Annotated in this window: 13 protein-coding genes and 1 riboswitch; of the genes, 3 read left to right on the plus strand and 10 right to left on the minus strand. The window is 49.4% G+C overall.

What is annotated here, in order from left to right; all coding sequences use genetic code 11:
* Nucleotides 1-12: 12 nt before the first annotated feature.
* Nucleotides 13-112: riboswitch (purine riboswitch) on the plus strand.
* A gap of 96 nt (nt 113-208) precedes the next feature.
* Entirely contained in the window at nt 209-1,234 is a 1,026-nt protein-coding gene (locus EHSB41UT_RS06205) for an adenosine deaminase (RefSeq protein WP_087107855.1), read from the plus strand.
* Nucleotides 1,235-1,288: 54 nt separating this feature from the next.
* Here EHSB41UT_RS06205 and EHSB41UT_RS06210 read toward each other — a convergent pair whose 3' ends face one another.
* The 6 genes from EHSB41UT_RS06210 to EHSB41UT_RS06235 form a co-directional block, all read right to left on the minus strand.
* Nucleotides 1,289-2,632 carry an OprD family outer membrane porin gene (locus EHSB41UT_RS06210; protein WP_165767167.1) on the minus strand — a complete coding sequence of 448 codons (1,344 nt, stop codon included), beginning with the start codon at nt 2,630-2,632 and terminating at the stop codon, nt 1,289-1,291.
* A 158-nt stretch (nt 2,633-2,790) separates the two neighbouring features.
* Nucleotides 2,791-3,084 (minus strand): hypothetical protein, encoded by a 294-nt coding sequence (locus tag EHSB41UT_RS06215; protein WP_087107859.1) that lies wholly within the window; start codon nt 3,082-3,084, stop codon nt 2,791-2,793.
* A gap of 14 nt (nt 3,085-3,098) precedes the next feature.
* Nucleotides 3,099-4,394, minus strand: a complete 1,296-nt coding sequence (locus tag EHSB41UT_RS06220; RefSeq protein WP_165767168.1) for a reductive dehalogenase — start codon at nt 4,392-4,394, stop codon at nt 3,099-3,101.
* 179 nt (nt 4,395-4,573) lie between these two features.
* Nucleotides 4,574-5,377 carry a response regulator transcription factor gene (locus tag EHSB41UT_RS06225; protein ID WP_087107863.1) on the minus strand — a complete coding sequence of 268 codons (804 nt, stop codon included), beginning with the start codon at nt 5,375-5,377 and terminating at the stop codon, nt 4,574-4,576.
* 212 nt (nt 5,378-5,589) lie between these two features.
* On the minus strand, nt 5,590-7,140 hold the full coding sequence (locus EHSB41UT_RS06230) for an ATP-binding response regulator (protein ID WP_087107865.1): 1,551 nt from the start codon (nt 7,138-7,140) through the stop codon (nt 5,590-5,592).
* Between the two features lie 72 nt (nt 7,141-7,212).
* Nucleotides 7,213-10,914: a PAS domain S-box protein gene (locus EHSB41UT_RS06235; protein WP_133060415.1), complete on the minus strand. Its 3,702-nt coding sequence runs from the start codon at nt 10,912-10,914 to the stop codon at nt 7,213-7,215.
* A gap of 190 nt (nt 10,915-11,104) precedes the next feature.
* Between EHSB41UT_RS06235 and EHSB41UT_RS06240 the strand changes: the two genes are divergently transcribed.
* Complete coding sequence (locus tag EHSB41UT_RS06240; protein ID WP_087107869.1) at nt 11,105-11,989, plus strand: SDR family oxidoreductase; 885 nt, start codon at nt 11,105-11,107, stop codon at nt 11,987-11,989.
* An 81-nt stretch (nt 11,990-12,070) separates the two neighbouring features.
* On the opposite strand, the gene EHSB41UT_RS06245 is transcribed toward EHSB41UT_RS06240, so the two are convergent.
* From EHSB41UT_RS06245 to EHSB41UT_RS06250, 3 genes are all read right to left on the minus strand, one after another.
* Nucleotides 12,071-12,763, minus strand: coding sequence for an OmpW/AlkL family protein (locus EHSB41UT_RS06245; RefSeq protein ID WP_087107871.1), 693 nt, complete (start codon nt 12,761-12,763; stop codon nt 12,071-12,073).
* 91 nt (nt 12,764-12,854) lie between these two features.
* The gene (gene ccoM / locus EHSB41UT_RS24930) at nt 12,855-12,980 is read right to left on the minus strand and encodes a cytochrome c oxidase subunit CcoM (protein ID WP_278248141.1); all 126 of its coding nucleotides are present in this window, start codon (nt 12,978-12,980) and stop codon (nt 12,855-12,857) included.
* A 299-nt stretch (nt 12,981-13,279) separates the two neighbouring features.
* Complete coding sequence (locus EHSB41UT_RS06250; protein ID WP_242667244.1) at nt 13,280-13,981, minus strand: OmpW/AlkL family protein; 702 nt, start codon at nt 13,979-13,981, stop codon at nt 13,280-13,282.
* Nucleotides 13,982-14,312: 331 nt separating this feature from the next.
* Between EHSB41UT_RS06250 and EHSB41UT_RS06255 the strand changes: the two genes are divergently transcribed.
* A complete protein-coding gene (locus tag EHSB41UT_RS06255; RefSeq protein ID WP_087107874.1) occupies nt 14,313-15,164 on the plus strand; it encodes a DUF72 domain-containing protein in 852 nt (283 codons plus the stop codon).
* A gap of 3 nt (nt 15,165-15,167) precedes the next feature.
* Here EHSB41UT_RS06255 and EHSB41UT_RS06260 read toward each other — a convergent pair whose 3' ends face one another.
* A complete protein-coding gene (locus EHSB41UT_RS06260; protein WP_087107876.1) occupies nt 15,168-15,533 on the minus strand; it encodes an AAA family ATPase in 366 nt (121 codons plus the stop codon).
* Between the last annotated feature and the right edge of the window lie 15 nt (nt 15,534-15,548).

Below are 15,548 nucleotides of genomic sequence, written 5' to 3' on the forward strand. Positions count from 1 at the left end.
TAACTGCTCTCTCCACCTATAATTATCGGGCCTCGTATAACCTCGGGAATAAGGCTCGAGGGTCTCTACCAGAAACCATAAATTTCTGATTACGACCTGCTTGTAAGAATGAAGCTGTATTAACTCTGCTTTTCTTTTTGCCGGCACGTCTGTCTTTTACGGGTCGTCGCTGCAATCAGAAAAGCTATTCACAGGAACAGAGATTCCAATGAACGCATCTTCCCAGCACGCCTTTATCGCCGGTCTGCCTAAAGTCGAACTCCACCTGCATCTGGAAGGCACCCTTGAACCCGAGCTGATGTTTGCCCTGGCCGAACGTAACCAGATCAGCATTCCCTACAAGACCACCGATGAAATCCGGGCGGCCTACAAATTCCACAACCTGCAATCCTTCCTTGATATTTACTATCAGGGTGCTGGCGTACTGATTACCGAGCAGGATTTCTTTGACCTGACCTGGGCCTACCTGGAGCACTGCAAGCAGGATAATGTTATTCATACCGAGGTGTTTTTCGATCCACAGACTCATACCGACCGGGGTATCAGCTTTGATACTGTTATTCAGGGTATCCATCGCGCGCTGGAGCAAGGTCGGGAAGAACTTGGCATTACCAGCAAAATTATTATGTGCTTCCTGCGCCATCTGGATGAAGACTCAGCCATTGAAACCCTGAATCAGGCTCTACCCTACAAAGACTGGATTATTGGCGTTGGGCTGGACTCCACAGAGATTGGCAATCCACCTCACAAGCATGAAAAGGTCTTCGCCATGGCCAGAGAGCATGGCTTTCTTACCGTATCCCATGCCGGCGAAGAAGGCCCTGCGCAAAACATTATCGATACACTGGAAGTGCTGAAGACCAGCCGCATAGACCACGGCGTTCGTTGTGCGGACGATGAACAACTGGTGAATCAGCTGGCTGAAGACAGAACACCTCTCACCGTCTGTCCACTCTCCAACACTGCCCTGAAAGTCTTTGAGGAGATGGAAGAGCACAACATTGTTGAGCTGTTAAGAAAAGGCCTGTGCGTCACCATCAACTCCGATGACCCAGCCTACTTTGGCGGCTACATGAACGACAACTTCAATGCGGTTGCGGATGCTCATGCCATGACCGAGCAGGAAATCGCCCAGTTTACCTTCAACGCCATTGAAGCCAGTTTTATTACTACTGCTGAAAGAGAACGACTGCGTAAGATTACTCAGGATTATCTCGACAGCTTCAAGGCTTAAGTTATCGAAACTCGCCGGCAATATGCCAGCCGGCGAGTTTACTGCGATTGGTCGTTAAAAGAGTTTAACCGTGTAATCAAAGATGATGCGACCGCCCTGATGGTTGCCAAAGCCACCACCATCACGGTTGTAACTTGCATGCAGCCACAACCCCTGCATTGGGCCCTGGAAGATTTCATAAGTCACACCGGCAGCAACTTCCCAGGCTGAGTCATCAGTCAGAGGCATATACATATTGAAGGTCTCGCCGAAGGTCATCATATCAGCATCCCAGCCATAAGCAGCCATGGTGTTGACTGACAGTCCCTCAATCCCCAAAGACGCAAGTGAATAAATCCCACCAAGGGAAACGGCCTTCATATTGCCATGGGTGAAGTCGTTCCAGATCATATTGGTATTGTTATTCATCGCATAGATGCCATCTGAGAAGTAGACATCGTAAGGCTCATCGCCAACCTGGCTATACCCACCAAGCAGAGTCAGATCCTGACCAATCTGGGCCATCAGATTCAGGGCCACCATATCGGCTTTGTGGTTTCCGTCCCGATAATACTTCCCACCTTCCTGATCCTGATACAGGAGCTTGGCTGCAACAAAGTTATCCCCAACCGGCATACCGGCTTCCACCGTGTACATAGTCTTTTTCAGATAATCTTTCTGCTCGCCGTAATGGATTCCAACAACCGGCGTTTCACCCTGCTTACCAAAGGTCATACCGGCAAATTTGATCGGAGCATCTGTTTCTATGCCGTAAGGCATCAGCTTATCGGTGCTGCTGGACATCTCGGAACTGAAACTATCCATATGTGCCACATAACCACTCACCATTTTATAGTGGCCATTCAGCTGTATACCTTCATAGGTTTCCGGGAGTGCCGTATCCATCTCGGAAATCACCATTGGCAAATTCAGGGTCATGCGTCCAACACGACCATCCATTCCCATCTCTTCATTTCCAAAGCGGAATTTAAGATTGGCCACACCAATTTTACTGGCACTTTTGACATCATTATTAGCCCACATCTTTGGCATAAAATCATGACCACGGCTTTCCAGAACCTTTGTCGTATAAGCGCCAAGATCAAAGCCTACAGAGTCCCAAAGCCAGCCTGATTCAAAATTGGTCCAGAGCGAAAGGGCAGAATCCCTGCGCTGCAATTGGCGGTAGAATGCCTTATCTGGGTGGCCTGTTTGCCCTGAGCGATAGCTATCCCGGCTATAACCAACAAAGCGAAACTTGGCATCGACACTGGCATCATCAAAAAATGAGTACCCAGTTTCCATATCGATAAGATTCAGTTCTTTTTTTGCTTCTGGCGCAAAAGGGCTGGCCTGAGCAGAGAGAATAAAACAACTGGCCCCGATACTCAGGGCAATGGCAGCTTTCTGAAAGTTCATAGGAACGACGCAATCCTGTTTTTTGAGCACGCACTGATCCATCCCGCTGAACAATCAGAAGGCGCACCCTTTCATTAAAATTGATTGAGAAACTTCGACTTCAGGACGACACTCCATCAATACGATGGAGTGTTTTAATCAAAAGGCTCGTGTGTTTTTCACTTGATTTGCTGGAAGGCCAAGCGACCACCCAGCGTCGTCAATACCAGACCTGGCAGAAAGATCACCATCAACCCCATACTGCCGGCCTGAGGCTCCCCCTCCAGCACCGAACTGACACACCAGGCAATAGCCGCAATCATAATAAACAGGCCACTGCCTATGATGGACAGGCTATTCCAGTGTACCGGGTGGCTTTTCTTCAACCAGAAAAGACCACCAATAGACAACGTTGTCAGTACGCCCAGAATAAAGAACAACACTTCAATGCCGGTAAAAATTCCAAGAAACATTATCCTGCTCTCCGTTAAGCCCGACCGTCGTACATTCTGCCTTCGCGGCTCCAGAACTTGTCCGGTGCCTTTGAATCGAAGGTGTCACCAAAGCCAAACCAGATATCCATTTCCCGCATAAAGGTATGTACAGGCCCCGGCATAATGGAGTTCATCTTCTCAATCATACGGTGCTGCCAGAAGTCCGGCTTGTTGTAAGGGCAGGAAGTAATACAGGTCGCGCAGTCGGAACCACTTTCAATCCAGTATTCCCGGCACTTGCGGGCATCGGAGTACCACTTTTCAATACCAGGGTTGTGGAAATACTGGAAACCACCCTCTGGCGGCTCGAAGGATGGTTTCTCTGCCCGACTCAAAGCCTTGGAAGGACAGGCATCCGAGCAACGCTGGCAACGCTCACAGAAAGAACGAACACCGAATGTTTTTGCCTTGTCGTACTCCACCAGATCAAGATCGGTATAGACCTTGGCCAGACGTACCCGTGGGCCGTACTTGTAAGTGACCAGCAGCCCCATACGGGAAGATTCACCCAGACCGGCAGCGATGGCATAAGGCACACTCAAGCCGAGATCATTACCGGATGCGACGGCGTTATAGCCAATCCCACGCAGGAACTCAGCGACCATACCGGCGGTATGCTGCATACGGGCATAACCAACAGATGTAGCAGCACTGGACACTTGGGTCGGACCAGCTGAGAGACTTTCATAATCCATCTCAAAAGCCAGAACGATCACAGTCTTTGGCTTGAAAGGAAAATCATCTTCCCAGGTCAGATTCTCACCGGTGATAAAGTCATGGTGTACGGCAAAGTCCCAGCGCCAGTCCTGCCTGGTGATACCCACCATATCGGCACCGTAAAGACGGGCTGCCCGCTTGATCACATCCGATGCCTGCTGAGGGGATTCAAATGGATAAGGCTCGCCTTGTGGTTTGAAACCCCACCCGTATTCCCCCTGGTTCGGCTGGCAATACATGGAATAGCCAGTGTTGCGAATCTTTACGCTCCAGGGAGCGTAATTGAGAGACGTTTCAAAAGGTCTGAACCCCGGCTGTGTTCTATCGATTTCGACATAAGGTTCTTCAGCACCATATTTAGCCATATTACGATGGTAGGTCTGAATAAACTCGTTGAACTCAGGGTTGAATTGCTTGTAGTCCGCGTTGACAGGATACGGAAAGTCATCGTGCTCAATCACAGGAAAGCTGGCGGATCCTGCTTCAACACCTGCAACCGGACTGGCTTCGCTGCCAGCCCCAAGCGCTTTTCCAGCAAGCAGTATAGAGCCACCTGCAACTCCAAATTTCAACAACCCCCGCCGGCTAAGGTTAGCCGTGGTTTGCTCCGCATTTTCCACAGACATGGTGTCACCAAGAATGATTTGTCGAATAACATGCGGCAGGATTGTGAGATAAAAAAAATGAAATGGAGACTGGGAAATTTCATAGCCTGTATTGACTAAAACAAGCCTAAATACATCTTGATGACTTAGTTTGTAAGTATTCCGTAAAGATAAGCCTGGCTTATCAAATGCGTACGATTCTTCGCATTAAGTTTTTGCCGCATGGTATTCAAGTGATACTCAACGCCCTTTTCAGAGAGCTCTACCTTATCGGCAATAACCTTTGTTGAGTAACCTGCTGCCAGAAGTTTCATAATAACCAATGCATGGTCATGGATATGCAGAGAAGGACTCACTGGTACACTGAACAACTCGGAATGCAAGGCTTTCAGCTCAATACAAAGCTGACGCATCTCTCTGCAGAAGTGCTGCTTTCTCGTAGAGAACCAACGCTCAAGTTCTCTATTCCCCAACACACTATGGAAGGAAAAACGGAGCTGCCAGAAATCCTGCGGATTATGAGTTTCCACTCTCGTACCACCAGAGACAGGGACTACCAGGGTGGTTTTCAGACCATGCTGAACGTAGTTTTTATGGGTACCTTTGGGGGCAGCACCGAAATTGTAAAGAAAGCTTTGCCGGGCATTGATATATTGTAAAAAATTCAAATCGTCAGCTGCAAAGCTCTTCATATATTCCGCATTAAAAGCATCAACCGTTTCCACATATTCGCTATGGGTAAAGTCAAAGCGTGGACCAGAGATAGTGTCATCCACGAAAAATGGCAGCAAATCATCAGTGCTTGAACCAGCAGGCACAGATCGCAGATTCATCGAAACCAGTCCGGAACCATCAACACGGGAAAGAAATAAATCAAACAGTGATTCCAGCGGCTCTGGTTGTAGACAGGGGGCAACAAACGCCAACTCATTCGATGAAAACTGCGTCACTCAAATACCTGATGCGCTTTTGCTTAAGAGGTGAAAACTAATGAAGATCTCAATCTTCCAGGGTTATGTTAAGCAGCGCTGAATAGAGCCATGTTGATACAGGTCAGAAGCGACTCTTTTTATCGATATGGAGAAATACGTAAAATTATAATTTTCTTGTCTATAGCAAACGGCTGGCTTGATTCTCTAGCTCAAGCCAGCAGGAGGGATGATTAAAGCGCCGGCACAGTAAACCAGAAGATAGTGCCACCCTCAGGGTTACGCTCAAACTGCAGCGTTCCACCATGAGCCTGAATAATGGAGTAGCAGACCGACAAACCAATACCCATACCGTCTACTTTGGTGGTGTAGAACGGAGTAAACATCTTTTCATCGGCGTCTTCAGCCAGACCGTAGCCTCTGTCGATCACCCGCACCTGAACAAAGCGATCATCGAGCCTGCGGGTTTCTACTTTTACGCCAATGTCCCGGGTTGGCTGATTCTTCATCGCTTCCATGGCATTACGAATCAGGTTCAGCGCAACCTGCTGAATCTGTACAGGATCGATGCGAACCTGAGGCAGATCATCAGCAAGGCTGAGATGAATCTCGACCTGATTATTGCGGGCATCCACTTCAGCAAGATTGACAATATCTTCGACGACCCGGTTGATATCAACCGTTTCCAGATGATGATCAGGCTTGCGGACAAAACTGCGGATACGGGAAATAATACCGCCGGCACGCTGTGCCTGGGTGACGATCTTCTCCATGGCTTCATTCAGGAAAGCCTTGTCCAGAGGTTCACGATCTAGAGCACGGCGACAGACCTGGGCATAGTTGTTAATGGCTGTCAGGGGCTGGTTCACTTCATGGGCAAACCCCGATGCCATTTCCCCCATACTGCTCAAACGAGACATATGGGTCAGCTTGTCTTTCTGCTCCTGAATCTCCTTCAGCGCATGTTCCAGGTTTTCCTGCTGCTGCTTTTTCTCACTGATATCCCGAAAAACGATCACAGCCCCCGTTATTTCCCCTTCTACCAGAATCGGCGTACAGGAGATATCGATAGGCACTATGACCGAATCTTTACGACAACCGCTCCAGTCATCTCGTGTCTGACTCAGGCCATATTTCAGCGTTGGCTCCAGAAGCGCTTTTTTCAGGGGGACCTGCGTACCATCCTCATCAATAAGTACGTGGTCATAAAGAAGCTTGCCAACCAGCTCCTCCTCGGTGCGACCTGATATGCGACAGGCGGCAGGGTTGGCAAAGACAATAACGCCATTGATATCAACTTCATAAATGCCCTCACGCATGGTTTCCAGAAGACGCTGGTTGGTCGCTTCCAGTTCACGGTTTCGGGCAGCCAATGCCTGTTCCAGCCGATAAATTTTCAGCTGGTTCTCAACCCGGGCGATGACTTCCTCAGCCTGAAACGGCTTGGCAATATAATCAACAGCACCACTTTCCAGACCACGCACCTTGTCGTGGGTATCATCCAGTGCCGAGAGGAAGATAACGGCAATATCAGAGGTTGCCTGGTCGGCCTTCAGACGCTTGCAGACTTCATAACCATCAATCCCCGGCATCATGATATCCAGCAGCAACAGTGCCGGCTTCGCCTTATTGGCAATCCGCAGGGCATTCTCACCATCTTTGGCGATCAGCAACTTATAACCCCGACCACTCAAGGTCTGTAACAGAACCTGCAGGTTGGTCGGGTTATCATCAACGAGTAGGATTTTTTCATCCTGCTCCATGCTTTTTATCTCTTCTGACATGGTATGAGAGGCCTGATTTCATAAAAATACGTACCCGCATAAGTCCCCCCAGCGGGCATACAGTATAGGTCGCTAAACTTCAGCTGCCGGTTCTGAGCACTCCTCAGAGCCAGCCAATACTCTTAATTGCTCGATCAATTGCTCCAGCCCTTCAAAATCCAGACTGTCGCAACACTCGCGAATCGAGTCCGCCCAATGGCGGGAGGCCTTTTCCTCTACCCCGGAACAATTCATCAACTCATCTGCAATGCTGGAGATCTCGCTGATATCACCAACATCAACGACATCAGTCAGGCGATCAGCTAACAGTGTCGCCTGCTTTGCACTGAGCACCGTCACATCAGGCTGACTGCCCAACACCGGCTCGACGGCATTCTGCTCAATCCAGCACAGGTTCAAATGCCGACGAATCACCTTGAACAGCTCTTTGCTGCGGAATGGCTTGCCAATAAAGTCAGCAAAGCCCCAGCGCTTCATATCATCAAACAGGGACGGGTAAACACCGGCCGAGATCGCAATCACCGGAACATCTTTATTATCATCATGTCGCTTCAACATCCGCGTCGCCCGAAAGCCACTCATATCAGGCATTCGCAAATCCATGAACACCAGATCGACACGTTCACGGGCGCAAATCTCAACCGCCTTACGACCACTGTCCACAGAGATGGCCTTAAAGCCAGCACCCACAAGGAGTTGCACGAGGATATGACGGTTGGTTTCACTGTCATCAACAACCACAACCCGCACGTCCTGGCCATCTTCCAGGCACCCCGTACCGGTGAGTCTCTGCAGGTTGCCTGTGTCGTCTGATGACTCGATGACATCCAAAGGAATGCAGAACTGAAAATGACTGCCTTTACCCGGCTGGCTGGTTACCGAGATTTCACCGTCCATTGCTGCCGCTATCCGCTGACTGATCGCCAGCCCAAGCCCCGTCCCCCCCTCTCGACGACCACCGTCGCCTTGACGGAAAGGTGCAAAAATATACTCGATCTGATCCTGAGGGATTCCCATACCGGTATCGGTGACATCAAAACAGAGCCAGTTTTTATCCGCACTGACTTCAAGCCTTACCCAGCCTTCATCCGTGTACTTGATGGCATTGCCCAGAAGATTGATCAGAACCTGTCGCAGCTTGGTTTCATCACCTTTCACCATCACCGGAACATCCGGATGAATCACCAGTTGCATAGGCAAGCCACGAATCTCAGCCCGCTGGTAGAGAATCTGTTCAACCGAATCCACCAGCACCGGTATGTTGACGGGCTTGTTATTCAGCTCCAGATTGCCGGATTCCGCTTTGGTAAGATCGAGAATATCGTTAATGAGTGTCAGCAAGTGCTGACCACAGGTTTGAATACCCTGAAGCTGGCTATGCTGCTCCGGCGCCAGTCCTCTCCGGGCCAGCAACAGCTGAGCGTAACCAAGAACACCATTCAAAGGTGTACGCAATTCATGGCTCATATTGGAAAGGAACTGGGTTTTGGCTTCGTTTGCAGCCTCAGCCTCATCCCGGGCCTCAGCAAGAGCAACAGCCGCAATCCTCTCCCGGGTTCGATCACGCAGCATACCTTCAATGGCAGTGACCCGACCCTGATCATCAAACGCTGGTGACTCCAGCACTTCAAGTACACAAATCGAACCGTCTGCTCTGCGTACTTCAACCTCATAGCTGGGATGAATCTTGCCGGAGGCTACCGAGAAAAAGACATTGCGGATCATATTCCGGTCAGCCTCGGTGTGGATATAGTTCGCGCTATTGCGCTTAAACTCCTTTACCGAGTAACCCAGAATACGTTTTACCGAGTCCGTGACGTACACATAATCACCATCCAGACTCTGGGTATAGAAAATATACTCCTGCTGAAGGGACTCGATCATTCGCCCGAAGCGGGCCTCACTGTTTTTCAGCGCACGCTCTGCCGCTCTGCGATCACTGATATCCCGCATAAAGATCGAGATCAGTACACCATCCGGCGTTTCTATCGGGCTCAGGGTCAGTTCGACCGGAACTTTGCTGCCATCACGGCGGCTCACATCCAGCTCCAGACCATTGCGGATATGAAACCCCTTACGTCTATCGGGGTTCATATGCAAAAACGGAAAGTCTTTTCTTTCGGTATCAGGGAACAGCTTGGCCAGTGGCTTGCCTATCAGGGCGTAACGCTGGTTATCCACCAACATTTCTGCACGGGCATTAACCATAGTGATACAGCCACTTGTGTCGGTGATGACCATGGCATCAGGCGCAGATTCCAATAGCCCACGAAAACGAGCAGCATCACTGACGCGTCGGGTAATATTCCGCCCCATACCTTCAGCCCCGATAATCCGACCTTCAAAGTCGAAGATCGGCACCTTGACCACTTCCATGTAGCTGATGCGCCCATTACCGTCATGAAGCTCAACTTCATAAACCCCGGATGTAGCGCCATTCAGCACATCACCGGTGACTCGCTTGGCTTGAATATTATCCGGGGAGTCGGTGTAGTAGGTCGTGTAGTGAGAGCAAAAGTCCTCAACACTAATGCCTATACAGCTTTGAACGGAGGGGCTGGCATGGGTCACAATGCCATCAGCATTATGAGTGAAGTAAAAATAGTCAGGTGAAAGCGCTTGAACGATATGCTCAAACGATGCTGTTCGCATCTTCCATTCAAGTTCTTCCCGCTCTTTTAAGCGGCGGGTCATATCAGAGAATCGATCCGCCAGGTGGCTAATTTCATCATTGCCACGCAAATCGATTCGGGTATTCAGCTCACCCGCGGCAACTTTTTCCATGGCCCGGTCAAGCAGACGAAGCGGTCGCACTATACGCCCACCGGAGAACCAGGCCCCTATAAAGATCAACACCCAGGTAATAAACAGAGTGACCGCTTCAAACAGGATTTCCTGACCTACATAGTTGTAAACGGTTTCCTTGGAAATATTACCGACTAAAGTCCAACCCGTTTCCCCCAGCTTGGCGCGATAGAGCACCTTCTCTCGCCCGGCGACATGAGCGGTCACGATAGACGTATCCCTCATATCCATATAAGCCATGGCGTCTTTCAGTTCCTGGGCCATCCAGTCTGAATACAAGGCTTCATTGGAGTAGTACGGCGAATCCGTAAAAAAGATAGGCTGATTTTCTTTATTGAGCAGTACCAGCTGTGGCTGAATGCCGGAAGGAGCTTCCCAGGTGCGAGCCAGATCGTTGAGAGGGATAAAGGCTAAAGCAGCCCCATCGGTTTTACCCAGATCGTAACGAACTGCATAGATATAGCCCGTTCTTTGCTCATATTCGATAGTAGACGAATAAAGAGTGATCTGATGCGACCAACCACTCTCCTGCCCACTTTCCATAAACTGGTTGAGCCATGCCTCAAGCGCCCCTTGCCTGGACATAGTCAGCTGTTGCCAGCCTTCCTGGATACGGTCCTGAAAATGGACTTCCAGAGGCGCATCTGGCTTTCTGACCGCGACACCAAAGCCGACCGATAAGTTATCGAACGCTGACTGAACATCAGCGGTCATCAGATTATGCTCTTGCTGCAATGTCGACATAACCTGTAGCTGGAAAGCCACTCCGCGTGCCAGACGCTTATTGTCACTGAGCAGTCTGCCCAGCTGTTCGGCATTAATGGAGACCGTATTCATCAGGTGACTTTCCAGATAACGGGTCTCATTCCGAATATCGCGCATCAGCGAGGTGATGAAGATCAGGTTGTAAATCAACGTGACGGGGATAACCGCGAAGAGAACGATTTTTTGCCTTATCGATAGGGTCACAGTAATACTCAGGCGCCGTCTTTTTGTGGAGCGAAACGCAATAGGGGGTAATTCATATAAGTAGAGGCTGTTTTAAATTATCGAACCTGCCCGCCGGCACATATAGGTACTATCCACACAAAAGACTCAATGACCGGCTTTTGGTATGCTTTTATGTTCATACCCTCAATAGCCCTGCTGCGGAATACGGATGGAAGTTCTTGTTATTGGTGGCTCCGGCCAGATAGGCCGCGAACTGTGTCACCTGCTGGAAGAAGCAGGTATCAGCTTCATGGCACCTGATCGTGAAGAGTTTGATCTGGAGAATCATAAGAACGTCAGCCGACAGATTAAAAAGTGGCACCCGGATATTGTTATCAACACCGCCGGCTACCGTGATGCCGGCCATGCCACTAACGAACCTTCCCGCTGCTTCAGCATCAATCGGGACGCTGTCTCCAATCTGGCCCGCGCCTGTGCCCTGCAGAACTCAGCCCTGATTCAGATCTCCTCCTGGCGGGTGTTCGACGGGAAAAAGAAAGAAGCCTATTCCGAAAAAGACACCCCGAATCCTGAGAGTGTCCTTGGTAATGCCTTCTGGCAGGGTGAGCAGCAGATTCACCAGCACTGCCCAAAACATATTATTCTGCGTCTGTCGTGGATTATCAGTGAGAAGGGGCATAACCGGGTGACCCGACTGCTGAAGAGTTTTGAGGAAGAGAAACTGGCCGGCACCTGCCCAAACCATAAAGGCTGTCCGACCACAGCAATTGATGTGGCCCGTGTGCTGTTAGGAATCACTCAACAGATCAGTTGCGGGATTGATGTCTGGGGCACGTATCACTACAACGCATCAGAAACGATTGATGAGTACTCACTGGCAGAGATTGTGCTGGCAGAAGCCTCACAGTACCGGGATATCCAGATCGAAACCCTTCCCGTGGATGAAAAAGAAGATCAGCTGGTGATTAACGCCAGTCTGGATGGAACCAAGCTCAAGCATACCTTCGGTATTAAACCACGTCCGTGGCGCAGTGCTCTGGCACAGCTGGTCCGAAATTATTATCAGAAGGACGAGCAAGAAGAAGCGGTATAAAGCGGATAACAGAAAAGGCCATCACTTCAACAGTGATGGCCTTTTGCCTGCCGAGGCAATGATTAGATCTTCAACAAGTGATTAGAACTTGTAGTTCAGACCAACCATGTAAACCATTGGGTCCAGCTCGACATCAACCTTGTACTTGGTTGCACCATCAGGGCTTTTGAAAGTCGCTTCGGTATCAATATCAATCCACCATACCGCAGCATTGACACCCAGGTTATCAGTCAGAGCATAATCAAAGCCTGCCTGCAGAGCCAGACCCCAGGAATCATCCAGATTCAGGCTCTTGAAGCTGCCTTTATGGTTGCTCTTGAAATCTTCACTAAAGAAAGTGGTGTAGTTAATACCAGCGCCAACATAAGGCTGGAATGCATCACCGGATGCCATTGGGTAATACTGCAGAGTCAGCGTTGGTGGCAGGTGTTTTACATCAGCCAGCTTGCCCAGAGAGGCCAGGCCACCCTTGGTTTTGATGGTATGGCTGAAAGGCGTAGCGGCCAGCAGCTCAACACCCCAGTTACTATCAAGCATATAAGTGAAGGACAGACCCAGCTGGGTGTTGCTGTCTACATCAACAGTTGTTGGGTTTGCAGGGTTAACAACCGCACCATTCGCCTTCAGGTTTCCGCTATCAACATCCGGAGCAACAGTGGCGGCACCGGTACGGATTATCAGATCGCCAGCATCATAAGCAGCAACAGTGCCGGAGAAAGTGAGAGCGGCAGATACAGCTACAGCAAGGCCGGAGAGCTTGATAATATTTTTCATAATTATGCGTCTTCTGTGTGTTTGATTATTTGTGTTGTGTGTTGGTTTTATTTATTAATTTTGAAAGTGCATGGCTTTGAAAGTGCCCGGATCAGGAATCCTTCTGATCCCGCTTGCGGTGGCTGTCTTTATAAACAAACCAGCCGAAGCCTCCCATAAAGGCCACGACCAAACCCACAGTTGCAACGCCGGCGATTACCAGTGCTTCAAATGGCATGATCCACTCCCAGACTATGATGGAGAGTATCGCTGGCTATCGACTGCTATTGCCTGATCAGCCTACAGCATGACACTCTCAGTTTGTAATTCTTGTGTGATGAGTCTTTATTTCGTGTTGTGCTCACCTCTTGTAATAACCTTAACCCCTGTACGGTTACTACCTATTGATTCATGTCAAAAGTTTTCCCGATTAATAAGAATTTCGGGCATCGTTTAAGGTTTTGATTAATCAAAAACAAAAAATTAAACAATAAAAAAGACCTCTAAAAAGAGGCCTTTCATTTAACTTTCAATAAGTTAGAAAGAATAACTGACGCCCAGCGTGTAAATCATCGGATCAAGCTCCGCATCCAGCTTGAAGCGGGTTCCAGGAAATGCTCCAGCCCCCGTAAAGGTGGCCTGTGTATCTACATCCGCCCAGGAGATAGAGGCATTCAGCCCGACATTGTCAGCCAACGCATAGTCAAAACCGGCCTGCAACGCGAGCCCCAGTGAGTCATCCAGGTCAAGATCGGTAAACGATGTCTTATTCGTACCCTTGAAGCTCTCATCATAGAAGCGGGTGTAGTTCAGCCCCAGCCCCACATACGGTTGAAAAGCCGAGGCTTTTTCCATGGGGTAGTACTGCACCATCAGGGTAGGCGTCATATGTTTTACATCAGCCAGTTTACCAAGGCTGGACAGCCCACCTTTGGTGGTAATCGTATGATTGAAGGGCGTTGAGGCCAACAGACTCAGGCCCAGGTTATCAGACAGCATGTAGGTTAAAGACAACCCCAGCTGACTATTATTGTCGACATCCACAGTCGTAGGTGCACCGCCAACATTAACGTCAGCGCCACCCGCTTTCAGATTGCCGCTGTCGACATCCGGCGTAAACTGCATACCACCGGCCCGCAGAATCATATCTCCCTGCTGATAGGCCAAAGTGGTTGTCGCCATCATCAAACCGGCAGCAGAAAGAGCAATAGCAGAGATATTTTTTACAAGAGCTTTCAATTTATCATTCCTTTATTCAGGCAAAAGTATTCCCTCAAGCTAATAAGCCTGGAAAGAAACAATGGGTACCGCGCACTGTAAAACTCTACGTACAGTCTGAGACCATTATCATGAGGGCAGTTTGGTTGTTCGGGTTTTGGCTATCCAAGAGTTTTTGTCGTTGTTATTTATCTCCACTCGCTGATGCACTTTCCATCATTACGCCATCAGAACAAAAACAGATCACTTATTACCAATAAATGACTTCATGCTCATTCGTACAAGAAAATATTGACGATAAGCCAATAGCATCTCAGGATTAGCGCACCAGAGGTTAGTGGGAACAACAAAGATGATATCCCTCGGACTGGCACAATGGTCAACGCCGCAATGGCGCGGTCAATTGTTTTCCAATGACGATGAGGGGCGCAGAACCTTACATCAGTACAGTTCTGTCTTTCATTGTGTTGAAGGTAATACAACATTTTACGCTTTGCCCAAGCCGGAGACCGTCAGCAAATGGGCGGAAGAGGCTGGCAAAGGTTTTGAATTCTGCTTCAAGCTGCCCCGGGATGTGACTCATACCGGCACACTGGACCCGCATCACGAAGAACTAAAAATTTTCTTTGAACGTCTGGCTCCGCTGGAACCCTACTTTGGCCCTTTTATGCTGCAACTGCCGGCTAATATGGGTGCGGATAGCCTGTATGAACTGGAAACCTTTCTGGACTGCCTGCCTCATCAATACAGTTATTCCCTTGAAGTTCGCCACCCGGTGTTCTTTGAGAAAGGCGAAGCCGAGCGGCAGCTGAACCGGATGTTGGCGGCACGCGAGATCAACCGCACCTGTATGGATACACGGGCACTGTTTTCTGTTCCGCCAAGCAACGAAGCCATTATTGATGCCCAGAAGAAAAAGCCTCATCTGCCGGTTCATGCGGTCGCAACTGCAGACCGGCCAATGATTCGCTTTATTGGCTGCATGGAAGTGGAGACCAATACCGAATACTGGCAACCCTGGCTGGAGAAAATCAGCCAATGGCTTCAGGAAGGTCGCAGACCGATTGTGTTTATCCACACGCCCGACAATCTGGAAGCACCACTGCAGGCCAAAGCCTTTTATGAACAGCTGCAGCAACACTGTTCATTACCGGACTTGCCCCCTTTCCCTGGAGAGAACAATCTGCAGGAGGATTTATTTTAGAACTTAATGCTCCTGAAAACGTCGGCGCATCAGTTCAACAGTTTCATCGGGAACCCCATGAATATTCGGGTAGTTTCCGTCTGCCTTAATAATCCGACAGGGAAAGCCTAATTTTTTGTAGGCTTTCATCTCCCACAGCCGAATAAAGGTGTTGGCAACCACAACATCATTACCCGCCTCAAGATGCTCCTTGGTCCGGCGCAGGCAATCCTCATGGGCTTCAGCAATACGACTGCGGTCATATTCATAACCGTTTACCGCTTCAAAAAACTGGTCGGCCTCACAGAGAATATGATCAGGAAATCGGCTTTTGGCCAGAGTTGTCTTCCCGGAACCCGGCACACCACGAATTAAAACAAGTTCAGGCAATGTCTTTCCCTATAT

It is taken from the genome of Parendozoicomonas haliclonae (assembly GCF_900174585.1).
GTDB lineage: Bacteria > Pseudomonadota > Gammaproteobacteria > Pseudomonadales > Endozoicomonadaceae > Sansalvadorimonas > Sansalvadorimonas haliclonae.